This window comes from Paraburkholderia lebeckiae (assembly GCF_014201005.1).
Classification (GTDB): Bacteria; Pseudomonadota; Gammaproteobacteria; order Burkholderiales; family Burkholderiaceae; genus Paraburkholderia; species Paraburkholderia tuberum.
Genome location: NZ_JACHDK010000006.1, coordinates 21020 through 44494 on the forward strand (window position 1 = coordinate 21020; position 23475 = coordinate 44494).

General features: G+C 63.6%; 21 protein-coding genes and 1 pseudogene. 9 read left to right on the forward strand and 13 right to left on the reverse strand.

Translation table 11 applies throughout. The features are described from left to right. Window positions 1-8: 8 nt before the first annotated feature. Both HDG39_RS13225 and HDG39_RS13230 read left to right on the forward strand, forming a co-directional pair. Window positions 9-482: a GNAT family acetyltransferase gene (locus tag HDG39_RS13225; RefSeq protein WP_184006363.1), complete on the forward strand. Its 474-nt coding sequence runs from the start codon at window positions 9-11 to the stop codon at window positions 480-482. 264 nt (window positions 483-746) lie between these two features. Continuing rightward, window positions 747-1040 carry a GYD domain-containing protein gene (locus HDG39_RS13230; RefSeq protein WP_018421572.1) on the forward strand — a complete coding sequence of 98 codons (294 nt, stop codon included), beginning with the start codon at window positions 747-749 and terminating at the stop codon, window positions 1038-1040. 132 nt (window positions 1041-1172) lie between these two features. Here HDG39_RS13230 and HDG39_RS13235 read toward each other — a convergent pair whose 3' ends face one another. The 7 genes from HDG39_RS13235 to HDG39_RS13265 all read right to left on the reverse strand — a co-directional run bounded on the left by HDG39_RS13235 (window position 1173) and on the right by HDG39_RS13265 (window position 8246). Further along, the gene (locus HDG39_RS13235) at window positions 1173-1877 is read right to left on the reverse strand and encodes an ABC transporter ATP-binding protein (RefSeq protein WP_026225995.1); all 705 of its coding nucleotides are present in this window, start codon (window positions 1875-1877) and stop codon (window positions 1173-1175) included. A gap of 17 nt (window positions 1878-1894) precedes the next feature. Then, window positions 1895-2686 carry an ABC transporter ATP-binding protein gene (locus HDG39_RS13240; RefSeq protein WP_027198609.1) on the reverse strand — a complete coding sequence of 264 codons (792 nt, stop codon included), beginning with the start codon at window positions 2684-2686 and terminating at the stop codon, window positions 1895-1897. Between the two features lie 20 nt (window positions 2687-2706). Continuing rightward, complete coding sequence (locus HDG39_RS13245; RefSeq protein ID WP_018421575.1) at window positions 2707-3876, reverse strand: ABC transporter permease subunit; 1170 nt, start codon at window positions 3874-3876, stop codon at window positions 2707-2709. 26 nt (window positions 3877-3902) lie between these two features. After that, window positions 3903-4853 carry a branched-chain amino acid ABC transporter permease gene (locus HDG39_RS13250; protein ID WP_184006364.1) on the reverse strand — a complete coding sequence of 317 codons (951 nt, stop codon included), beginning with the start codon at window positions 4851-4853 and terminating at the stop codon, window positions 3903-3905. A 228-nt stretch (window positions 4854-5081) separates the two neighbouring features. Continuing rightward, window positions 5082-6284, reverse strand: a complete 1203-nt coding sequence (locus tag HDG39_RS13255; protein WP_184006612.1) for a branched-chain amino acid ABC transporter substrate-binding protein — start codon at window positions 6282-6284, stop codon at window positions 5082-5084. 544 nt (window positions 6285-6828) lie between these two features. Beyond that, window positions 6829-7788: a 4-hydroxy-3-methylbut-2-enyl diphosphate reductase gene (gene ispH, locus HDG39_RS13260; protein WP_184006365.1), complete on the reverse strand. Its 960-nt coding sequence runs from the start codon at window positions 7786-7788 to the stop codon at window positions 6829-6831. Window positions 7789-7790: 2 nt separating this feature from the next. Continuing rightward, window positions 7791-8246 (reverse strand): FKBP-type peptidyl-prolyl cis-trans isomerase, encoded by a 456-nt coding sequence (locus HDG39_RS13265; RefSeq protein ID WP_184006366.1) that lies wholly within the window; start codon window positions 8244-8246, stop codon window positions 7791-7793. A 208-nt stretch (window positions 8247-8454) separates the two neighbouring features. On the opposite strand from HDG39_RS13265, the gene radC reads away from it, so the two are divergent. From radC to nadB, 4 genes are all read left to right on the forward strand, one after another. Then, window positions 8455-9366, forward strand: coding sequence for a RadC family protein (radC, locus tag HDG39_RS13270; RefSeq protein ID WP_184006367.1), 912 nt, complete (start codon window positions 8455-8457; stop codon window positions 9364-9366). Between the two features lie 210 nt (window positions 9367-9576). Then, the gene (gene rpmB / locus HDG39_RS13275; protein ID WP_007180631.1) at window positions 9577-9810 is read left to right on the forward strand and encodes a 50S ribosomal protein L28; all 234 of its coding nucleotides are present in this window, start codon (window positions 9577-9579) and stop codon (window positions 9808-9810) included. Window positions 9811-9820: 10 nt separating this feature from the next. After that, window positions 9821-9988: a 50S ribosomal protein L33 gene (rpmG, locus tag HDG39_RS13280; protein ID WP_008919555.1), complete on the forward strand. Its 168-nt coding sequence runs from the start codon at window positions 9821-9823 to the stop codon at window positions 9986-9988. Window positions 9989-10214: 226 nt separating this feature from the next. Further along, on the forward strand, window positions 10215-11813 hold the full coding sequence (nadB, locus tag HDG39_RS13285) for an L-aspartate oxidase (protein ID WP_184006368.1): 1599 nt from the start codon (window positions 10215-10217) through the stop codon (window positions 11811-11813). Between the two features lie 124 nt (window positions 11814-11937). On the opposite strand, the gene nadC is transcribed toward nadB, so the two are convergent. From nadC to purN, 6 genes and pseudogenes are all read right to left on the reverse strand, one after another. Next, window positions 11938-12861: a carboxylating nicotinate-nucleotide diphosphorylase gene (nadC, locus tag HDG39_RS13290; RefSeq protein ID WP_184006369.1), complete on the reverse strand. Its 924-nt coding sequence runs from the start codon at window positions 12859-12861 to the stop codon at window positions 11938-11940. Further along, a complete protein-coding gene (gene nadA, locus HDG39_RS13295) occupies window positions 12861-14000 on the reverse strand; it encodes a quinolinate synthase NadA (protein WP_184006613.1) in 1140 nt (379 codons plus the stop codon). The genes nadC and nadA overlap by 1 nt, the downstream gene beginning before the upstream one ends. 129 nt (window positions 14001-14129) lie before the next feature. Further along, window positions 14130-15326, reverse strand: a complete 1197-nt coding sequence (locus HDG39_RS13300) for a DesA family fatty acid desaturase (protein WP_026225997.1) — start codon at window positions 15324-15326, stop codon at window positions 14130-14132. Between the two features lie 200 nt (window positions 15327-15526). Continuing rightward, a pseudogene (locus HDG39_RS13305) lies at window positions 15527-16760 on the reverse strand (mechanosensitive ion channel family protein). Between the two features lie 93 nt (window positions 16761-16853). Continuing rightward, window positions 16854-18113 carry an RsmB/NOP family class I SAM-dependent RNA methyltransferase gene (locus HDG39_RS13310; protein WP_184006370.1) on the reverse strand — a complete coding sequence of 420 codons (1260 nt, stop codon included), beginning with the start codon at window positions 18111-18113 and terminating at the stop codon, window positions 16854-16856. Next, complete coding sequence (gene purN, locus HDG39_RS13315; RefSeq protein WP_184006371.1) at window positions 18110-18763, reverse strand: phosphoribosylglycinamide formyltransferase; 654 nt, start codon at window positions 18761-18763, stop codon at window positions 18110-18112. Before purN ends, HDG39_RS13310 begins: the two co-directional genes overlap by 4 nt. A gap of 138 nt (window positions 18764-18901) precedes the next feature. Between purN and HDG39_RS13320 the strand changes: the two genes are divergently transcribed. The 3 genes from HDG39_RS13320 to lspA all read left to right on the forward strand — a co-directional run bounded on the left by HDG39_RS13320 (window position 18902) and on the right by lspA (window position 23409). After that, a complete protein-coding gene (locus HDG39_RS13320) occupies window positions 18902-19897 on the forward strand; it encodes a bifunctional riboflavin kinase/FAD synthetase (RefSeq protein WP_184006372.1) in 996 nt (331 codons plus the stop codon). A 168-nt stretch (window positions 19898-20065) separates the two neighbouring features. Next, entirely contained in the window at window positions 20066-22903 is a 2838-nt protein-coding gene (gene ileS / locus HDG39_RS13325; protein ID WP_184006373.1) for an isoleucine--tRNA ligase, read from the forward strand. Then, window positions 22903-23409 (forward strand): signal peptidase II, encoded by a 507-nt coding sequence (gene lspA, locus HDG39_RS13330; RefSeq protein ID WP_184006374.1) that lies wholly within the window; start codon window positions 22903-22905, stop codon window positions 23407-23409. The genes ileS and lspA overlap by 1 nt, the downstream gene beginning before the upstream one ends. Window positions 23410-23475 lie beyond the last annotated feature (66 nt).

Consider the following 23475-nt stretch of genomic DNA (forward strand, 5'->3'; position numbering starts at 1 on the left):
GCGCACCGATGACAACGAACACGACGCTGTCGATCCGCCGCTTCGACGCGACCGATACCGAAGCCGTGATTGCGCTATGGCAGGACGTGTTTCCCGAGCATCGCGACGTGACGCGACCGCAGCGCAACCCGCGTCTGTCGATCGCCAACAAGCTCGCGACGCAACCGGAGCTGTTCTTCGTCGCGGTGCTCGATGGCCGCATCGTCGGCACCGTAATGGGCGGCTATGACGGACACCGCGGCTGGCTGTATTCGCTCGCGGTCGATGCATCGCTGCGACGTCATGGCATCGGCACGCGACTCGTCGCGCACGTCGAGAGCGAGTTGACCAAGCGTGGTTGTCCGAAGCTGAATCTGCAGGTGCTATCGTCGGCGACGCCTGAAGTGCGCGCGTTCTACGATGCGCTCGGCTATCGCGCCGATGCGGTGATCAGCCTCGGCAAGCGGCTCGGCGAATACGCGGACGCGGCCCCGGCGGGCTGATTCGCGTCGCACACCTGATCAAAGAAGGCCGCATGCGCTGATTCGCGTATGCGGCCTTTTTGAATGGTTCTCCAACTGAGCGGCGCACATATCGGCGGATTCGGACAAACAGCGTATGGCGGACAGACGGATTGCCTAAAATCGTTTACGCACGAGACGACGCCGGCGCTGGAAAGACAGGTTTGCGGCGAATCGCGACCCTTTCCCCCGGGGGCGGCTCATGCGTCTGAGTCCCAACGCGTTGGAATCCTAAGGGGAATCTTCATGGCGACTTATGTGGTGCTCCTGCAATTTACGGATCAGGGTATCCGCACGATCAAGAACAGTGCAGAGCGAGCCGGGCAGGCGGCGGAAATGGCGAAATCTTTTGGCTGCGAAATGAAGCAGATCTACTGGACGTTAGGGGCATACGACGTTGTCTCGGTCGTCGAAGCGGCAGACGAGCAGAGCTTCCTCGCCTTCGGCTTCGCACTCGGCTCGGCCGGCAATGTCCGCTCGCAAACGCTGCGTGCGTTCACAAAAGACGAAATCAGTTCGGTTATCGGGCGACTCCCTTAATTCACGTCCCAACCAGAAAAATAAAAGGCGCCCCGCGACATTGCATCGCGGGGCGCCTTGCAAGCCGGACGTGTGCGCCACCGGCGCGCACGTCCAACTCGTCACATGCTTATTCACCCACTCTTCGCCCGCTCATTCGCCCAAATACGCGGCCCGAACCTTCGGATCGTCAAGCATCTGTTTCGCGTCGCCCGACATCGTGATCAGACCGGAGTCCATCACGTAACCGCGATTCGCCGCCTGCAGCGCGAGCCGCGCGTTCTGCTCGACGAGCAGCACAGTCATGCCTTCAGAGGAAATCAGGCGCACCACTTCGAAGATCTTCTCGACCATGATCGGCGACAGACCCATCGACGGTTCGTCGAGCAGCAACAGTTTCGGACGCGAGATGATCGCGCGCGCCATCGCGAGCATCTGCTGCTCGCCGCCCGACAGCGTGCCTGCGTATTGCGATGCACGCTCCTTCAGACGCGGAAAGAAGCCGAACATGCGCTCGACGTCCGACTTGATGCCATCGTCATCGTTGCGCAGATACGCACCCATCTGCATGTTCTCGACGATCGACATGCGCGCGAAAATGCCGCGCCCTTCCGGCACCATCGCGAGACCGCGCTTCAGAAGCTCATGCGCCGGCAGGCCCTTGATCGACTGACCCATGTACTCGATGTCGCCGGCCGCATACGCCTTCAGGCCCGTGATCGCCTTCATCGTCGTGGTCTTGCCCGCACCGTTCGCGCCGATCAGCGTGACGAGTTCGCCCTGCCCGACCTCGAGGTCGACACCCTTGACCGCCTGGATGCCACCGTAGTTGACCTGCAGGCCCTTGATTTTCAACATTGCTTGTGTCGTGGACATCAGTGGACCCCCGCACCCAGATAAGCTTCGATCACCTTCGCATCCTTCTGCACGTCCTGCGGCAGACCCTGAGCAATCACCTTGCCGTAGTCGAGCACCGTCATCTGGTTGCACAGGCCCATCACGAGCTTCACGTCGTGTTCGATCAGCAGAATCGTCTTGCCGTCCGCGCGGATCTTGTCGAGCAGCTTGGTCAGCTCGACCTTCTCGGTGGCGTTCATGCCGGCCGCCGGTTCGTCGAGCGCGAGCAGCTTCGGATCGGTCGCCAATGCACGGGCGATTTCCAGCCGACGCTGGTGGCCATACGAAAGGTTGCGCGACGTGTAGTCCGCGTACTGCGTGATGCCGACGTAGTCGAGCAGTTCGAGCGCGCGTTCCTTGATCTCGCGCTCTTCCTGACGCTCGGCCGGGGTCTGGAACACCGCGCCGAGCAGACCGTGTTTGGTGCGCACGTGACGGCCGACCATCACGTTTTCCAGCGCGGTCATGCCGCCGAACAGACGGATGTTCTGGAACGTGCGCGCGATGCCCGCCTTCGCGACCTGATAGACCGCGGTCGGCGTGTAGTTTTCGCCATCGAGTTTGAACTCGCCCGAATCGGGCGTATACAGACCCGTGATCACGTTGAAGAAGGTTGTCTTGCCGGCGCCGTTCGGGCCGATCAGACCGTAGATCTCGCCTGCGCGGATCTGCAGTCCGACCTCGGAAAGCGCTTGCAGGCCGCCGAAGCGCTTGTTGACGCCCTTCACCGACAGACGGATCGCTGCGTTGTTGCTTACGTTATCGCTCATGTCTTTTTCTCCACCGGACCTTATGCGCGCACCGGCTTCTTGCCGCCACGCTTCGCCAGCTTCGCAATCCTGTCCTCGTGCTTCGGCGCGGGCCACAGGCCTTCCGAGCGGTACAGCATGATCACGACCATCGCCAGACCGTACAGCAGCTGACGGATCACTTCGGTATCGACGATTTCATGGCCGAAGATCATGTTCTGCAGCGGACCCATCGTCGAGCGCAGGAACTCGGGGAACACCGCGAGCAGCACCGCGCCAAGGATCACGCCCGGAATGTGGCCCATGCCGCCGAGCACCACGCAGGCGAGCACCACGACCGATTCCCAGAACGTGAACGATTCCGGCGACACGAAGCCCTGGAACGAGCCGAACATCGCGCCCGACAGGCCGCCGAACGACGCGCCCATCGCGAACGCAAGCAGCTTCACGTTACGGGTGTTGATGCCCATCGCCTTGGCGGCGATTTCGTCTTCGCGGATCGCGGCCCACGCGCGGCCGATACGCGAATGCTGCAGACGCGTACAGGTCCAGATCACGAACAGCGCGCACAGCACGAACAGGTAGTAGTACAGGTACACCGACGGAAACTGCATGCCGAACAGCGAGTGCGTCTGCGCGAGGCTGAAGCCGCCGACCTGCACCGGGTCGATGCCGGTGATGCCCTTCGGGCCGTTGGTGATGTTCACCGGACGGTCGAGGTTGTTCATGAAGATCCGCACGATTTCCCCGAAGCCGAGGGTCACGATCGCGAGGTAGTCGCCACGCAGACGCAGTGTCGGCGCACCGAGCAGAATCCCGAACATCGCGGCGAGCGCCATCGCGATCGGCGCGATGATCCAGATCGGCACGTGGATGCCGTTCGGCGCGAGATGCGCGATCCACTCGAATTGCGTCGCGAGGTGCGGTGAGCTCAGCAGCGCGGCCGTGTAGGCGCCGATCGCGTAGAACGCGATGTAGCCCAGGTCCAGCAGGCCGGCAAAGCCGACCACCACGTTCAGGCCCAGCGCGAGCATCACGTACAGCATCGCGAAGTCGAGCACGCGGACCCAGTAGTTGCCGCCCGCGGCGCCGATGACCATCGGCGCCGCGATCACGAAGATCGCCGTGAGAATACCGATGGTCAGCGTCTTCGTGCGGTTCTTTTCGGGGATGAGCGTCGTGGACGGCTCGATCGGTTGAATTGAGGTCATGATTGTTGACTCCTTGTGGCCCGGGATCAGGCGCGATCCGCGACACGTTCGCCGAGCAGGCCCGACGGACGGAACACCAGCACGACGATCAGCACGATGAACGCGAATACGTCCTGGTAGTTACTGCCGAACACGCCGCCTGTGAGGTTGCCGATATAGCCGGCACCCAACTGCTCGATCAGGCCGAGGAGCACGCCGCCGACCATCGCGCCGCCGAGATTGCCGATACCGCCGAGCACCGCCGCGGTAAAGGCCTTCAGGCCAGGGATGAAGCCCATGTAGAAATGCGCGTTGCCGTATTCGGACGCGATCATCACGCCGGCGAGCGCAGCCAGCGCCGAGCCGATCATGAAGGTCGCCGAAATCACGAAATTCGGGTTCACGCCCATCAGACTCGCGACGTTCGGGTTCTCTGCGATTGCGCGCATCGCACGGCCGAGCCTGGTCTTGTGCACGAGCAGCAGGAGGCCGCCCATCACGAGGAACGCCGCCACGATGATCACGATTTCAGTCATCGAGATCACGGCGCCGGGCGTCGTGTCGGTGGCCTTGATCACGTTGATCGGGTCGGTGGGCAACAGCTGTGGGAACGGCAGCGGATTGCGCGACCAGATCATCATCGCGAGCGTCTGCAGCAGGATCGATACCCCGATCGCGGTGATCAGCGGTGCGAGACGCGGCGCGCGCCGCAACGGCCGGTAGGCCACGCGCTCGATCGTGTAGCCGACCACCGCGCAGACCGCCGCTGCGATGATCAACGCGATCACGAGCGTCAGCACATTGCCGAGGCCGGGGAAGTGGTTCTGCAGCACACCTATGGCGGAGAGCGCAACCATCGCGCCCACCATCAACACGTCGCCATGAGCGAAGTTGATGATGCCCAGAATGCCGTAAACCATCGTATAGCCCAGTGCGATGATGGCGTAGACACTGCCAAGCACCAGTCCATTCAGGATCTGCTGGATGAAGATATCCATTTAATGCTCCTTAGCCCGTGCGACTGGATTCGCGTTTTTCATCTGCCGGTGGGCGGTGATGCGCTACGAATCTCAACGGCACTGCGGGTACTGATGTAAAAGACCGGTAAGGGTTATCCGCTGCCGGCTTGCCCTGACGACCGTGATGCGGTCGCGAGCCCCCCTTGGGCGGATGCAAAAACGGCACCGTTGGATGGTGTCGGTGCCGTCAGGCCGAACTTCCCGTCATCACATCTTTACGACGTCGAGCACTGCTTTCTTGCCGTCCTTGAAGTCGTAAAGCGTAATGGCGCCCTCTTTCAAATCACCCTTGTCGTCGAACGCGATGTGGCCGATTACCCCGTTGTAATCGGTCGAAGGCATCGCAGCCAGCACCTTGGGCGCCTCGATAGAATTAGCGCGCTTCATTGCATCGACGATCACGTACACAGCGTCATACGTGAACGGCGCGTAAATCTGCACCGGTGTGTGGAAGCGGTCTTCGTACTTCTTTTCGAAGTCCGCTCCATTGGTCATTTTCGAAAGCGCGAGTCCTGCTTCCGAACAGACCAGGTTTTGCACGGCGGTACCCGCCAGCTCACCTACCTTGTCGGTACACACACCGTCGCCGCCAAGGATTTTTGCCCTGATACCGAGCGCCGCCGCCTGCTTCGTAAACGGCCCGCCCGTCGCGTCCATGCCGCCGAACATGATGGCGTCCGGCTGAACACTCTTGATCTTCGTGAGAATGGCCCGGAAATCCGTGGCCTTGTCGCTCGTCGCCTCCCGCGCGACGATCTTCGCGCCGCTCGCCTCGGCGGTCTTCGCGAACTCGTCCGCGAGACCTTTGCCGTAGGCGGTCGCATCGTCCACGACCGCGATGCGTTTGGCGCCCAGCGCCTTCGTCGCGTAATTGGCGAGTGCCGGACCCTGCTGCGCGTCGGTCGCGACCACCCGATAGGTCGTCCTGAACCCTTGCTGCGTATAGGCCGGATTCGTCGACGACGGCGAGATCTCGACGATGCTCGCGTCGCTATAGATCTTCGACGCCGGAATCGAGACCCCGGAGTTCAGGTGTCCGATCACCGCGACCACATGATCGTCGACCAGCTTCTGCGCGACGGCGGTGCCGGTTTTCGGGTCCGCCGCATCGTCCTGCGCGTCGAGTTGCAGCTGGATCTTGCGACCGTCGATCGTCAAACCCTGCGCATTGATTTCTTCGACCGCGAGGCGCGCCCCATTTTCGTTGTCCTTGCCCAGGTGCGCGATGCCGCCCGTCAACGGAGCCGCGTGACCGATCTTCACGATAGTCGCTTCGCTCGCGGCGGCAACCGCCGCGGCCGAGGCCGCCGATGCGCCCGTTCCTGCTTCGCCATCCTGTTTCTTGCCGCACGCGGTCAGCATCGCAACCGTGGCCGCGATCGACACGGCGTAAGCAAATTTGACTCGCATCAAGTAAGGTCTCCTGCGCCTTGCAAAATCCACTGTCCAGGACCTCAAGGCCTTGAGAACGCGCGCATTGTAACTCCAATTATGCGGGTGGCAATATTGTTGAACCGGTGGGGTTTTCCTGCATTGCAACCTGCTGTTGAAAGCAAGATCCGCTAAAAAGCGCAACCCGGTTGCGATCTGTTTTCGTGCATCAGTTGCACCGTCGCCGGGCCCGATGGCATCAAGTGTTGCGGCCTGTCGGCCTGCATGTCGGATAGACGGGGCCTGCGCCGCGTATGCTCCCTTTATCGCGCGCGCGTCAAGATGCACTAATTCAGTGCACGATTAATTCGTCTTAACTCTCTTGACAAGTTAAAACGGGGACGTATCGATGGAAAATCAATAAAAACCCCGACCACTTTTGAAAATGGTTTGTGCGCGACAGCACGGAAATGTTCGAATTCATTCGATCTGGCACCTAATATACTCAGCGGATCAACAGACTCGCGCCATAAAAAAAGCGCGCCCTCGGGCGCGCTTTCCTTTCAGCGGGGCTAACGGATTGTCAGGCTGGCAAACCGAGCCCGCGCGGCAGCGGGAACGCGATGTTTTCCTCGATGCCCTCTAGCGCGCGCACGTTGCGCACACCCAGTTCACGCAGACGCGCGATCACCGCCTGCGCCAGCACCTCCGGCGCCGACGCACCGGCGGTCACGCCAATGCGGCGCTTGCCCTCGACCCAAACCGGATCGATCTGATCGGGCGAATCGACCATATAGGCTGGCACGCCGAGCTTTTCGGCGAGCTCGCGCAAGCGGTTCGAATTCGAGCTGTTCGGACTGCCGACGACGATCACCACGTCGCACTGCGGCGCCATGAACTTCACTGCGTCCTGGCGATTCTGCGTGGCGTAGCAGATGTCCTGCTTCTTCGGCTCACGGATGGACGGGTACTTGGCCTTCAGCGCGCCGATGATTTCTGCGGCGTCGTCGACCGACAGCGTGGTTTGCGTGACGAAGGCGATCCGTTCCGGATCGGCGAGCTGCAACGCCTGCACATCCTCGATGTCCTCGACCAGATGCATGCCCTCGGCCGCCTGGCCCATTGTGCCTTCGACTTCTGGGTGGCCCTTGTGGCCGATCATCACGATGTCGAAACCGTCCTGGCGCATCTTCGCGACTTCGATATGCACCTTGGTCACGAGCGGACAGGTGGCGTCGTACACGCGCAGCCCGCGCGACTCCGCCTCCGAGCGCACGGCCTTCGACACGCCATGCGCGCTGAAGATCACCGTGTTGCCCGCCGGCACTTCGTCCAGGTTCTCGATGAAGATCGCTCCCTTCTTGCGCAGGTCTTCGACCACATAGGCGTTATGGACGATTTCGTGACGCACGTAGATCGGCGAGCCATACAGCTTGATGGCCCGCTCGACGATCTCGATCGCCCGGTCGACGCCTGCGCAGAACCCGCGTGGCTGGGCCAGCAGGATCTCCGCTTCGGCAAGAGTCGTATCCGTGATGCTCATGTTTACAGAATCCCGATGATTTTCACTTCAAACGCCAGCGCCTGGCCGGCAAGCGGGTGATTGAAATCGAACAGGGCCGACGTTTCGCCGACTTCCTTCAGTACGCCGGCATAGCGCCCGCCGCCCGGCGCGTTGAATTCTACCAGGTCACCCGGGGAAAAATCCTCGCCGATCATGCTGTTCTCCCGCAGCGTGGCGAGGGACACGCGCTGGATCAGATCCGGATTGCGCGGGCCGAACGCCTGCCCCAGCGCTAGCTGAAAGGTCGAATGGTGGCCCACCTTCAAACCTAGCAAAATATCTTCCAGCGGCGGCGCCAGTTGACCGGCGCCGAGCAGCAGCGTGGCCGGCTTGTCATTGAACGTGTTGATCACTTCGGCGCCATCGGCAAGGGAAAGCCGGTAATGCAGCGTGACGTGTGAACCGGGTTTCACCTCGGAAATATCGATGATGCTCATGCAATGCTCGCTCAGTCGAAGCGCGCTGCACGCGTGCGCCGCGGGGCAGTCGACGCGTGTGGCAAACCGTCGGCATGCCGTGCGCAAAGCGTTTATTGTAAGCCACCTAGCGGGCGCCGGCGTGAGTCCGTCGCGCGCGAGGTCGGCACGGCCCGGCGGCGCGTTGCACCGCGCGCGCCGTCAACCTTACGCGGAGGACTCTATATATATGGCTGATTTCGCCAGCACAATCGACGAAACACCTGCGGCAACGCTGCGACCGAAGGCGCCGGCACGCGCCGGAGGCGGCGTGAAAGCCGCCGCGAATCGGTCGGCCGAGGCCCCGTCAGAAGCCGCCGACTCCACCGCCCGCTGCCGGCGGCAACTGTTTCGGGGTAAATGGCTCCGGCGCGACATGCCGCGCGAGCGACTGATCGAGCAGGGCCCCGACGTGCTGTCGGACACCGAAATGATCGCGCTCGTGCTCGGCTCCGGCCTGCCCGGTCACGACGTGTTCAGTGTCGCGCGGGCGCTGCTGGCTCGCTTCGGCTCCCTGCGCGCGATGCTCGACGCGACTTATGCGGACTTCGACGGCATTCGCGGCATCGGCCCCGCCAAAAAAGCGCAATTACTCGCGATCATGGAAATGGCGCGTCGCTCGCTCGTCGACAAGATGCGCAAGCGCTCGCTAATGAATTCGCCCGAAGCGGTCGAAAGTTATCTGCGCCTTCTGATCGGCGGACAGCGGCAGGAGGTGTTCGTGTCGCTGTTTCTCGACGCCCGGCATCGGCTGATCCGCTGCGAGGAAAGCGCGCGCGGCTCGCTCACGCGCATGGCCGTATATCCGCGCGAGATCGTGCGGCGGGCGCTCGCCGCGAACGCGGCCAGCCTGATCGTCGCGCATAATCATCCGTCCGGCGCCGTCGAGCCGAGTGCCAGCGACTGCCGCCTCACGCAGACGCTGCGCGACGCGCTCGCGCTCGTCGATGTGCAGTTGATCGATCATCTGGTGATCGGAGCGGACAGCGTATACTCGTTCGCCCGCGCCGGCTGGCCGGGGCTCGCGCGCAAGCCCGCCCGAGCGCGGGCAGCGGAAGGGCCGCCGTACGGCGCCGTGTCCCGCACCGCAAATAAGGTTTGATTTTGCGGCTTTTTTTCTGCTAGAATTCCGGTTTGCCTATTTCCAACCCCCTGTTCCGAAGCCATCAAGGCGTTCCGCAAAGGTCAGGCAGCTGTGGTAGCGAAGTGTCTCGATGCAAATTCGGCGCAACTTCGCACACTTTCAGCGCGGCTCTTTTCGGGAAACTTTCACGGCGTTCGAACTCAGAATTAGCGTATTAGGAGTGCTCTCATGGCACGCGTATGCCAAGTAACTGGGAAAGCGCCGATGAGCGGCAACAACGTTTCCCACGCGAACAACAAGACCAAGCGCCGGTTCCTGCCGAACCTGCAAAACCGCCGTATCTGGGTGGAAAGCGAAAACCGTTGGGTGCGCCTGCGCGTTTCGAACGCCGGCCTGCGCCTGATCGACAAGAACGGTATCGACGCTGTGCTCGCAGACCTGCGCGCACGCGGTGAAGCCTAAGGAGTAAATCATGGCGAAAGGCGCACGCGACAAGATCAAGCTGGAATCGACCGCAGGCACGGGTCACTTCTACACGACCACGAAGAACAAACGCAACATGCCGGAAAAGATGTTGATCAAGAAATTTGATCCGGTCATCCGCAAGCACGTTGACTACAAGGAAACCAAGATCAAGTAATCTTGGCTCTCCAGCCTGACGAAGGCAAAAACATGAAAAGCCTCGCATCCGTGCGAGGCTTTTTTGTTTTTGCGCGGACCTCGCGATAGCTCCGCAATGCGCGCGCGAATCGCCCTATTCCGTTTGGCCAGCTTTCGCCAGGGCGTTGCGGCGCGTATCCTTTGTCGTTTTCGCGGCGTGCGGTTCGCGCGCCGTCATCGCAAAACGAAAGACGGAGATGTGGGCAATGGAATTCGATGTGGCGATTGTCGGTAGCGGTCTGGCCGGGTTGAGCGTCGCGCTCAATCTCGCGCAGACACGGCGAGTTGCTGTGATCGCCAAGCGATCGCTGACCGAAGGCGCGAGCGACTGGGCGCAAGGCGGCATCGCCGCGGTGCTCGATTCGGCGGACAGCGTCGAGAATCACGTGCGCGATACGCTGACCGCAGGCGGCGGCCTGTGCGACGAGGCGGCGACACGCTTTATCGTCGAGCATGGGCGCGCCGCGATCGAATGGCTGATCGGACAGGGCGTGCCGTTCACGAAAGACGAGGCCGCCGAACTGGGCTTTCATTTGACGCGCGAAGGCGGCCATAGCCATCGCCGGATCATTCACGCGGCCGACGCGACCGGCCATGCGGTCGTCGCCACGCTCAGCGAGCAGGTGCGCCAGCATCCGAACATCACGCTGTTCGAAAACCATCACGCAATCGACCTGATCACGTCCGAACGCCTCAGCCTGCCCGGCCGCCGCTGCCATGGCCTGTATGCGCTCGATCTGCAAAGCGGCCGCACCGTTACGATCGAAGCGCCGCATACGGTGCTCGCGACCGGCGGCGCCGGCAAGGTCTACCTGTACACGACCAACCCCGACACCGCGACCGGCGACGGCATCGCGATGGCATGGCGCGCCGGCTGCCGCGTGTCGAACATGGAATTCATCCAGTTCCACCCGACGTGCCTGTTTCACCCGTATGCGAAGTCGTTCCTGATTTCGGAAGCAGTGCGCGGCGAAGGCGGCATTCTGAAACTGCCGGATGGCACGCGCTTCATGCCCAATCACGACGAGCGCGCGGAGCTCGCGCCGCGCGACATCGTCGCGCGGGCGATCGACTTCGAGATCAAGAAACGCGGCATCGATTGCGTGTACCTCGACATCAGCCACCAGCCGGCCGCGTTCCTGCTCGAGCATTTCCCGACGATCCTGGCACGCTGCCTCGAGTTCGGCATCGACATCACGAAAGAGCCGATTCCAGTGGTACCGGCCGCGCATTACACGTGCGGCGGCGTCGTCACCGATCTGGCGGGCCGCACCGATCTCGCCGGTCTCTACGCGGTCGGCGAAACGTCCTGCACCGGCTTGCACGGCGCGAACCGACTTGCCAGCAATTCGCTGCTCGAATGCCTCGTGATCGGCCGCTCCGCCGCCCAGGCGATCGAAGCGGAAGGCTTCGCCGCCGCCGTTCACGCGCCGCTGCCGGCTTGGGACGAAAGCCGCGTGTCCGATCCGGACGAGGAGGTCGTGGTCGCGCACAACTGGGACGAACTCCGCCGCCTGATGTGGAACTACGTCGGTATCGTGCGCACCGACAAGCGGCTCGAGCGCGCGAAGCATCGGCTCGCGCTGCTGCGCGACGAGATCCACGAGTACTACGCGAACTTCAAGGTGAGCCGCGATCTGCTGGAGCTGCGCAATCTGGTCGATGTGGCGTCGCTGATCGTGGACAGCGCGCGCTCGCGGCGCGAGAGCCGCGGCCTGCATTTCAGCCGCGACTGGCCGTCCACATTACCCAAGGCGCTACCGACGGTGCTCACGCCGAAGTATGTACGCAGGCGGAATACCTGACAGCCTTGGGCCGAAATACACGCTGAAACGACGCCGCAAACGACAAGGCCATTGCCGGTAAGCTCCGGCAATGGCCTTGTTAAGTCGTCACGAGCGTCGACTGTCGCGCTAAAACGCGCGGCGCTCAAACGATCCGCATCGAGTAGTCGGTCGCGCGCACGTCTTTGGTCAGTGCGCCAATCGACACGCGGTCCACGCCCGTCTCCGCGATCGTGCGCACGGTCTCGAAATTCACGCCGCCGGACACTTCGAGCACCGCGCGCCCGGCCGTGATGCGAACCGCGTCGCGCATCATGTCGAACGAGAAGTTGTCGAGCAGGATCGACTGCGCGCCATGCGCGAGCGCGGTTCCCAGTTGTTCGAGCGTTTCGACTTCGATCTGGATCGGCACGCCCGCATTCAACGCGAGCGCCGCGTCCATCGCCGCGCCCAAGCCGCCGGCCGCGGCGATATGGTTTTCCTTGATCAGAATGCCGTCATACAGCGCGAGCCGCTGGTTCGCACCGCCGCCGATGCGCACCGCGTACTTCTGCGCGAGCCGCAACCCCGGGAGCGTCTTGCGCGTATCGAGAACGCGCGCGCGCGTGTGAGCAATCGCGTCGACATAGCGGCGCGTCGCGCTCGCCACGCCCGACAGCAGCTGCAAGAAATTCATCGCGTTGCGCTCGGCAGTCAGCAGCGCGCGCACCGGCCCGCGAAGATCGCAGACCGTCGTGTCGGCGCTCATGCGGTCGCCCTCGCGATAACGCCACTGAACTACGATGCGAGGATCGACCGCGCGCATCACCGCGTTGAACCACGGCACGCCGCACAGTACCGCTTCCTCGCGCACGATGATGCGCGCGTCGCGAACGTCATCGGCAGGCACGAGGCGGCCGGTCTGATCCCCGGTGCCGATATCTTCGGCGAGTGCATCGGCGACATTGCGCGCGAGCGCCGCGTCGAACGCCACGCCATATTGCGCGTGAATCGCCGCGAAAAGCGGCGACACTGCGTCGGCCCCTTCGCGCGCCACTACCTGCTCAGGCGCCTTCTCCACCACCTTCATTACGCTGCTCCCACATTCGAATACAGTTGCGCGTCGCGCGCGAGATCGCCGCTCGCCTGCACGCGCTTCTTGTGACGCGCCGCGAAATCGAGCATGCGATCGATCGGCAGACGCGCACGCTCGCCGATCCCGCGATCGACGAAGATTTCGTTGTGGCCGCGCTCGAGCACATCGGCCAGATTGGCGAGTCCGTTCATCGCCATCCACGGGCAATGCGCGCAGCTCTTGCAGGTCGCGCTGTTGCCGGCCGTCGGCGCGGCAATCAGCGTTTTGCCGGGCGCGGCGAGTTGCATCTTGTGCAGGATGCCGAGGTCGGTCGCGACGATGAAATGTGTCGCATCGATCTTCTGCGCGGCGTCGATCAACTGCGTAGTCGAGCCGACCACGTCCGCCTGTGCGACCACGTTGGCCGGCGACTCCGGATGCACGAGCACCTTCGCATGCGGATAGTCGGCGCGCAGCAGATCGAGCTCGATGCTCTTGAATTCGTCGTGCACGAGGCACGAGCCCTGCCACATCAACATGTCCGCGCCGGTCTTGCCCTGGATGAAGCTGCCGAGATGACGGTCCGGCGCCCAGATGATCTTCTCGCCGCGCGCATGCAGATCGGCGACGATCTCCAGCCCGATCGACGACGTCACCATCCAGTCCGCGCGCGCCTTCACGGCCGCGCTCGTGTTCGCGTACACGACCACCGTGCGATCCGGGTGCGTGTCGCAGAACGCCGAGAACTCGTCGACCGGACAGCCGAGGTCGAGCGAACAGGTCGCATCCAGATCCGGCATCAGAATGCGCTTGTCTGGACTGAGAATTTTTGCGGTCTCGCCCATGAAGCGCACGCCCGCGACCACCAACGTCTGCGCTTCGTGATCGCGCCCGAAGCGCGCCATTTCCAGCGAATCGGCCACGCAACCGCCGGTTTCGTCGGCGAGCTCCTGCAATTCAGCGTCGACATAATAATGCGCGACCAGCACCGCTTTCTCGCGCTTGAGTAACTCGCGAATGCGCGCCTTCAGCGCCCGTTTCTCTTCGACCGACGGCGTCCCGGGCACCTTCGCCCACGCCTGTCCGATCCCGCAGGCCGTGCCCTGCGCCTGAGGCCGATCGTATTCGACGGTCTTGATCGCCTGCTGCTCCATCATGTCTCTGCCCTCACCTGGCCGCCGCGGCTTGCCGCTCGCGCTACACACGCGATGCTTTTCCACGGCCCAAAAACGCAAAACCCCGCCAACGCGGGGTTTTGTGACGTTCTGAAATTTTAATGGATTTCAGGCATAGCGACGCAGTCGCATCGCGAAGTCTTGCAGCGCCTTGATACCGCTCTGCTCTGCGCGATGGCACCAGTCCTGCAATTGCACCAGCAATTGCTCGCGCGACGCGTTGGAGCGCTCCCACATCGCCGCCAGTTCGTTGCGCATGTCGATGTAGGTCTTCAGCTTCTGGCTGTTCGCGAAAATCTGCGGCAGCTGGAGCTTCTGCGGCTCGTTCAGGCCCGCCTCTTCCTTGTGGAACCAGCTACGCGCACCACGCATCACCTGATACTTTTCGCGCGCGCCGACTTCCTTCAGATGCGCGAGCTCCTGGCGGTATGCGCGCTTGATCGCCTTCGCGTAACGCGCCATCACTTCGTAGCGGTTCGCGAGTACGGCCTGCAACGTGTCCTGATCGAGCACGAGCTTGCCGGTGGTCAGGCGCGGCGTCGGCGCGACCTTCTTCACCTTGGCCAGACGAAACGCCTGCATGATGCGGATGTACATCCAGCCAATGTCGAACTCGTACCACTTGTTCGACAGCTTCGCCGACGTCGCGTACGTGTGGTGATTGTTATGCAGCTCCTCGCCGCCGATGATGATGCCCCACGGGAAAATGTTGGTGCTCGCATCCGACGAATTGAAGTTGCGATAGCCCCAGAAGTGCGCGAGGCCGTTGACCACGCCCGCGGCCCAGAAAGGGATCCACACCATCTGCACGGCCCAGATGGTCAGGCCGACGACGCCGAACAGCGCGACGTTGATCACCATCATGAGGCTCACGCCAAGAATCGGGTATTTCGTGTAGACGTTGCGCTCCATCCAGTCGTTCGGCGTTCCGTGACTGAACTTGCGCATCGTTTCTTCGTTTTTCGCTTCGGTGCGATAGAGCTCGGCGCCTTCGAGCAGCACCTTCCAGATGCCGCGCGTCTGCGGGCTGTGCGGATCCTCTTCGGTCTCGCACTTCGCGTGGTGCTTGCGGTGAATTGCGGCCCACTGGCCGGTCAGCATGCCAGTGGTCATCCACAGCCAGAAGCGGAAAAAATGACTGGCGATCGGGTGCAGATCCAGCGCGCGATGCGCCTGGCAGCGATGCAGATAGACGGTCACACCGATAATCGTGATGTGCGTCGCGATCAGCGTGTACACGACGAGTTGCCACCACGAGAAATGCAGCAGCCCGTGGGCAAGGAAATCGAGCAAAGAATTCAACAAGGTAAGTTACCTGCAGAACGAGAGATACGAAGCACACGCGGCGCGTGTGTCATGAAAGTGAAAGCATACAGCGGGATAGGACGATATTCTACTTGAAGGGTTCCAAGTGTTTGTAACAAATAGGGATTTTTTGTGCGCCATCAAGTCGATAGCGATTGCCTGGGCACTGGCACATGCCTCGCCGCGGCGCGAAACGGGGCTTAACGGCCTTCGTTTGCGGCACCGTCGGCGGGCCTGAGCGCCGGATCGGACGTGGTGTCGGAAACCGGATCGGTCATCGCCACCGGGTGCGGCGTTGCGCCGCTTGCCTGACCGACGATGCGCAGCTCGCGTTGCGGGAGCGCAATAGTGATGCCGTGCTCGGAAAAGAGACGCCAGATATTCCGGTTGACGGTCGAGAGCACGCCGCGCGTGCCGCTGGCCGCATCTTCGATCTAGAAACCCAACTCGAGATTGATGCCGTCCGGGGCCAAAGCCGACCAGAAATGGCGTCGGCGACGGTTCGCGCAGCACCCGCGGCACGTCGGCGGCGGCCGGGGCGAGCAGCGTCATCGCCGAGCCGACGCCGGATATGTGGGCGATCTGCACGGCCGCCCTCGCATAGCCGCGGGTCAGATACGACGACTGGTTCTACACGACGTGGGTGATCAGCTTTTCGTTCGGAATCAGCGTCTCGATGCGGTCGAGTCCGCGCACCACGGTATAGCGTGTGCGGATCTGCGTGACGCGGCCCTGCAGGCCGCTCACGTTGATCGTGTCGCCGATCCGCAACAAGCGGTCCAGAAAGATGATGAAGCCCGATACATAGTTGCGCGCGATCACGACCTTCAGATTCGCGTCGAGCGTCTTCGAGCGCATCAGGCGATCTTCGAACGACGAGCCGAGCCACATCGCGACGATCATCGTGACGCCGACCCACAACAGTCCCATGATCAGTGACAGCAGCGTCATATGCGCATTACCGACGCGAAAGCTCACGCTGTCCATCCACGCGATCACGGCGCTCTGAAGGCCCAACAGCGTGAGTACCATGCCGATCCACACGACTACCGACACGATCTTCTCGACGAAAAACAGCCACGGATGCTCGCCACCTTCGCGGTTGAACACTCGCCGCGCGAAGAAGAACACGATGTAGATCAGCCCGATGCCGGCGAGCGGCACCAGCGCCAGATCGAGCAGCGCGGTGTCCATGAACTGGCGGGCGATCGCCCGCGCGAGCCACACCAGTGCCGCACCGATCAGCGGAAAAGCCGCCCGGTCGAGGCTTTCCATGCCGAAACGCAGGCTCTCGTAGCGCGGCGATTGCGGCCGCTTGATGCGGCGGCGCAGCGTCCGGGCGAGCAGCCACGCGACGAGCAGCGTCGCAAGCAGGATCGCGACCTGCCACAGCATCACGGGATGATCGAAGTCGCACGCGATGTCGGTGAACATGTGGGGTAAGGTCGTATGCATGGATGTCGCCGGAGTGGCCGGCACGCGCGGATTCATCCGCGATTCCGCGCGTGCCCGCCTGCAGCCGGTTGCCTAGCTCTGGCGCTCGAGCACGGCGGCGAAAAAGCCGTCGGTCGCGTGGCGGTGCGGCCACAGCGACAGGTAGTCGCCCATCTCCAGTTCGATGCGCTGCTCGGCAAGGACGTCGCGCACGGGCACCAGCACGAAATCAGGGTGAGCGGCGAGGAACTGCTGCACGACCACCCCGTTTTCCGCTTCGAGAATCGAGCACGTAGCATAGACGAGCCGCCCTCCCTTCTTTACGAGACGCGCCGCGCTCGCGAGAATCGACGCCTGCTTCGGCGCCAGTTCGGCGATCGATTCCGGCGACTGGCGCCACTTCAGGTCCGGATTGCGGCGCAGCGTGCCGAGGCCGCTGCACGGTGCATCGACGAGCACGCGGTCGATCTTGCCAGCCAGACGCTTGATCTTCGCGTCGTGTTCGCTGTCGATCAGCACCGGGTTCACGTTCGACAGGCCGCTGCGCGCGAGACGCGGCTTCAGCTTCGCGAGACGCCGCTCGGAGATATCGAACGCGTAGAGCCGGCCGGTCGAGCGCATTGCCGCGCCGAGCGCCAGCGTCTTGCCGCCCGCGCCCGCACAGAAATCGACGATCATCTCGCCGCGCCGAGGCGCGACCAGCGAGCACAGCAGCTGGCTGCCCTCGTCCTGCACTTCGAGCCAGCCCTGCTGGAACGCGTCGAGCTTGGTGAGCGCCGGCTTGCCGACCACGCGCACCCCGAGCGGTGCGAACGGCGTCGCGCCCGCCTCGATGCCCGCCTTCGACAGCGCACCCAGCACGTCGTCGCGCCTCGCCTTGATCGGGTTCGCGCGCAGATCGAGCGGCGCCGGGTAGTTCAGCGCGGCGGCCAGCTGCGCGAGCTCGGCGGCCTCGAAGCGCGAGCTGAGCGCCTGGCTGATCCAGTCGGGCAGGTTCAGGCGAATCCGCAGCGGCAAGCTTTCCGGGTCGATCTTCGACACATGTTCGAGCCACGTTGCCTCGGCCTCGGTGACGAACGGCTTGAGCGCCGAGCGTCCGGCAGTCTGCATCAGGCCCAGCAGCGCCATGCGACGCGCGGGGCTGCCAGTGCCGCTTTCGGCCAGATGCGCGAACTCCATCCGGCGGCGCAGCACGGCGAACACCGCCTCGGCGATCACGCCGCGCTCGGCGTGCCCGAGCTTCGGATGCGCGCGGAAGAAGCGGCTCGTGGTGGCGTCGGCGGGGCCGTTCAGCCGCAGCACTTCGGCCAGCAGCGTTTCAGTTTGTCCAATCAGGAAACCATGCAATCTCATGCGCCCTCTCCGGCGGTGTGACCGGCAAAGAGCCATTGCGGCTCCGACGGCGTAAGCGTGACGCGCGAGCCGTCCAGAGCGAGACGCCCTTCGACGAACCAGCGCACCGCGCGTGGATAAATGATGTGCTCGGTCGCGAGCACGCGTGTGGCGAGCGTCTGTGCGGTATCGCCCGCCTCGACAGGCACCGCCGACTGCAGGACGATCGGCCCGTGATCCAGCTTCGATGTGACAAAATGCACCGACGCGCCGTGGAACCGCACGCCGGCGTCGAGCGCCTGCTGGTGAGTCTTCAGGCCCGGAAAGCTCGGCAGCAGCGACGGATGCACGTTCAGCATGCGCCCGGCGTAATGGTCGACGAAGCGCTCGGTCAGCACCCGCATGAAGCCCGCGAGCACGACGAGGTCCGGCGCGGTGGCGTCGATCTGTTCGGCGAGTGCCGCGTCGAAGCTGTCGCGATCCGGATACTCGCGGTGGTCGACCACCGCCGTGGCGATGCCATGCGACGCCGCGAACGCGAGCCCCGCTGCATCAGGACGGTTGGCAATCACGGCGGCGATCCGCGCCGGCCAGCCCTCGCTCGCGCAGGCGCGCACGATGGCTTCCATGTTGCTACCCCGCCCGGAAATCAGGATGACCAGTTTTTTCATGCGCGGATTTTATCATTCGGCAATCGCCCGACCGCGACCGCGCAGCCGTCTATTGCGCCAAGCGTTTATAATCGATTGTTTTGCGGCACCCCGCCCGCGCCCCTATTGCAATCGCAGCAACGCCTGCAACCCGCTATCGTGAGAGTCTTCCGCGGTCTTCCCAATGCCGAGAGCCGTGCGCCGTGCGCGCTGACCATCGGCAACTTCGACGGTGTCCACCGCGGCCACCAGGCTCTGCTCGCGCACGTACGAGCGGCCGCAAACGCGCGTGGCCTGCCCGTCTGCGTGATGACCTTCGAGCCGCACCCGCGCGAGTTCTTCAACCCGGCCGGCGCGCCGCCGCGCATCGCGATGCTGCGCGACAAGCTCGAGGCGCTGCGCACCAACGGGGTCGACCGGGTCGTCGTCGAGCACTTCAATCACACGTTCGCGAGCCAGTCGCCAGATGCGTTCGTCGAGCGGATCATCGTCAACGGCTTGCACGCGCGCTGGATCATGATCGGCGACGACTTCCGATACGGCGCGAAGCGCGCCGGCGATTTCGCGTCGCTGCAGACGGCCGGCAAGCAGTACGGCTTCGAAGTCGAACAGATGGCGACGGTCGCCGATCCGTCGGGCGCGCGCATCTCGAGCTCGGGCGTGCGCGCGGCGCTGGTCGCGGGCGACCTCGACTCGGCGCGCGCAGCGCTCGGCCGCGACTATCTGATAAGCGGCCACGTCACCCATGGCATGAAGCTCGGCCGCGATCTCGGCTTTCCGACGCTCAATCTGCCGATCGCGCACAAGCGTCCGGCATTGGCCGGCATCTTCGTCGTACAGGTGCACGGCATCGCCGAGCAACCGCTGCCGGGCGTCGCGAGCCTCGGCCTGCGCCCCACCGTCGACGATTCCGGCCGTGTGCTGCTCGAAGTGCACCTGCTCGATTGGCACGGCGACGCGTATGGCAAACTCGTGCGCGTCGAATTTCTGAAGAAGCTGCGCGACGAGGAGAAGTTCGTCGACCTCGAAACGCTGACCGCCGCGATCGCGCGGGACGTCGCCAATGCGCGCGCATGGTTCGCTGCTGTCGGCGCCGGCACACCGGGCAGCCGTTCCACCGGTTTCGCCACCTCGGCCACCGACCGAATTAGATAACCGCCGCGGTTCGGGCCGGCGCGGCGCGCCGCACGAACCGTCGCCGCGCGCATCGAAGGGCGTCCGGGCTTCACGCGGAGCCGCCTGCCGGGCGCGTCCCACGCTCCTCGCGCAGCGCGCAATCCGCGCGCTGCTACGCATAGAAACGAATTCACCGCCACCCACATCATGAGCAACAAGAAAGCCGATTCGAAACCGCAGTCCCGCTACCCGGTCAACCTGCTCGACACGCCGTTCCCTATGCGCGGCGACCTCCCCAAGCGCGAGCCGCAATGGGTCAAGGACTGGCAGGAACGCAGGGTGTACGACAAGATCCGCGTCGCCTCCAGGGGCCGCACGAAGTTCATCCTGCACGATGGCCCGCCGTATGCGAACGGCGACATTCACCTCGGTCACGCGGTGAACAAGATCCTGAAGGACATGATCGTCAAGGCGCGCAATCTGGCAGGCTTCGACGCGGTCTACGTGCCGGGCTGGGACTGTCACGGCATGCCGATCGAGATCCAGATCGAAAAGCAATTCGGCAAGTCGCTGCCGGCGGCCGAAGTGATGCAGAAGGCGCGCGCCTACGCGACCGAGCAGATCGAGAAGCAGAAGGCCGGCTTCCGCCGTCTGGGCGTGCTCGGCGACTGGGACAATCCGTACAAGACGATGAACTTCGCGAATGAAGCCGGCGAAATCCGCGCGCTCGCGAAAATCATGGAAAAAGGCTACGTATTCCGCGGCCTGAAGCCGGTCAACTGGTGTTTCGACTGCGGCTCGGCGCTGGCCGAAGCGGAAGTCGAGTACAAGGACAAGACCGACCCGACCATCGACGTGCTGTTCAGCTTCGCCGAACCAGAGAAGACCGCGCAGGCGTTCGGCCTCGCCGCGCTGCCGCGCAACCAAGGCGGCATCGTGATCTGGACCACCACGCCGTGGACCATCCCCGCCAACCAGGCGCTGAACCTTCATCCGGAAATCGTCTACGCGCTCGTCGACACGCCGCGCGGCCTGCTGATCCTCGCCGAGGAACGCGTCGAGGCGTGCCTGAAGCTGTACGGCCTCGAAGGCACGGTCGTCGCGACGACGCCGGGCGAAAAGCTCGTGAACCTGCGCTTCAACCACCCGCTCGCGTCCGCGCATCCGGGCTACAAGCGCACTGCGCCGGTCTACCTCGGCGACTACGTGACGACCGAAACCGGCACCGGCATCGTGCACTCGTCGCCGGCGTACGGCGTGGAAGACTTCGTGTCGTGCAAGGCGCACGGCATGGCTGACTCGGACATCATCAACCCGGTGATGGGCGACGGCCGCTACATCGAGTCGCTCGCGCTGTTCGGCGGCCTGTCGATCTGGGCGGCCAATCCGCAGATCGTCGAGGCGCTGCAAGGCGCCGGCTCGCTGCTGCGCACCGAAAAGTACACGCACAGCTACATGCACTGCTGGCGCCACAAGACGCCGATCATCTACCGCGCCACTTCGCAGTGGTTCGCCGGCATGGACGTGAAACCGAACGACGGCAACAAGACGCTGCGCGAGACCGCACTCGAAGGCATCGAGAACACGGCGTTCTATCCGTCGTGGGGCAAGCAGCGCCTCTTCAGCATGATCGCGAACCGCCCGGACTGGACGCTGTCGCGGCAGCGCCAGTGGGGCGTGCCGATGGCGTTCTTCGTGCACAAGGAAACTGGCGAGCTGCATCCGCGCACGCTGGAGTTGCTCGAACAGGTCGCGCAGCGCGTCGAGAAGGAAGGCATCGAGGCATGGCAGACGCTCGATCCGCGAGAGCTGATCGGCGAGGACGCCAACCTGTACGAAAAGAACCGCGACACGCTCGACGTGTGGTTCGATTCAGGCACCACGCACTGGCACGTGCTGCGCGGCTCGCACAAGGACGAGCTGCAGTTCCCGGCCGACCTGTACCTCGAAGGCTCGGACCAGCATCGCGGCTGGTTCCATTCGTCGCTGTTGACCGCGTCGATGCTCGACGGCCGGCCGCCCTACAACGCCCTGCTCACGCACGGCTTCACCGTCGACGGCGAAGGCCGCAAGATGAGCAAGTCGCTCGGCAACGGCATCGATCCGCATGAAGTCGCAAACCGCCTCGGCGCGGAAATCATCCGTCTGTGGATCGCGTCGACCGACTACTCGGGTGAGCTCGCGATCTCCGAGGAAATCCTGAAGCGCGTCACGGAAGGCTATCGCCGTATCCGCAACACGCTGCGTTTCCTGCTCGCGAACCTGTCGGACTTCGACTTCGCGCAGCACGCGCGCCCGGTCGAAGACTGGCTCGAGATCGACCGTTACGCGGTGGCGCTGTCGGCGAATCTGCAGAACGACGTCCTCGCGCACTACGAGAGGTACGAGTTCCACCCGGTCGTCGCCAAGTTGCAGACGTTCTGCTCGGAAGACCTGGGCGGCTTCTACCTCGACGTGCTGAAGGACCGCCTCTACACGAGCGCGGCGGATTCGGTCGCCCGCCGCTCGGCGCAGACCGCGCTCCACCACATCGCTCACGGGCTGCTGCGCGTGATGGCCCCGTTCCTGTCGTTCACCGCGGAAGAAGCGTGGAAGGTGTTCCAGCCCAATAGCGAGACGATCTTCACCGAGACGTACCACGCGTACCCGGCCATGCCGGACGCGGGCGCGCTGCTCGACAAGTGGACGCTGCTGCGCGCGGTGCGCGGCGACGTGACCAAGGCGCTCGAAGAGGCGCGGGTCGCGAACCTGATCGGCTCGTCGCTGCAGGCGGAAGTCGAAATCCGCGCAAGCGGCGCGCGTTACGACGCACTCGCGAGCCTCGGCGACGACCTGAAGTTCGTGCTGATCACGTCGGCGGCGAACGTCGTCAAGGTCGACAGCGAAGCCGATGAAGGCGTCGAAGTGATCGCGTCGACGTACCTGAAGTGCGAGCGCTGCTGGCACTATCGCGCGGACGTCGGCGCGAACGCCGAGCATCCGTCGCTGTGCGGCCGCTGCTTCAGCAATCTGTTCGGCAGTGGCGAAACGAGGAGCGCGGCATAATGGCGAGAACCATGTCGAAGACGCCCACCGGAAGCAGTTCGCTCGCACCTTGGCTCGGCGTCGCGCTGATCGTCATTCTGTTCGACCAGCTGACGAAAATCGCCGTGCGCAAGGTGTTCGCTTACGGTGTGCCGCACGAGGTCACGCCGTTCTTCAACCTGATTCTCGTGTTCAACCGCGGCGCCGCGTTCAGCTTCCTCGCGATGGCGGGCGGCTGGCAGCGCTGGGCGTTCACCGCGCTCGGCGTGGTCGCGGCGCTCGTGATCTGCTATCTGCTCAAGCGGCATAGCGGGCAGAAAATGTTCTGCACGGCGCTCGCGCTGATTCTCGGCGGCGCGCTCGGCAATGTGATCGACCGGCTCGCGTACGGCCACGTGATCGACTTCCTGGATTTCCACGTGGGCGGCTGGCACTGGCCGGCGTTCAATCTCGCCGACAGCGCGATCACGATCGGCGCGATCCTGCTCGTGATCGACGAGCTGCGGCGGGTACGCGGCACACGCTAACTTCGCCGAAGTGATGCACGGTCGCGGCTGCGCGAACCGTGCATCAGGTCCGGTTTGAAGCGCGCG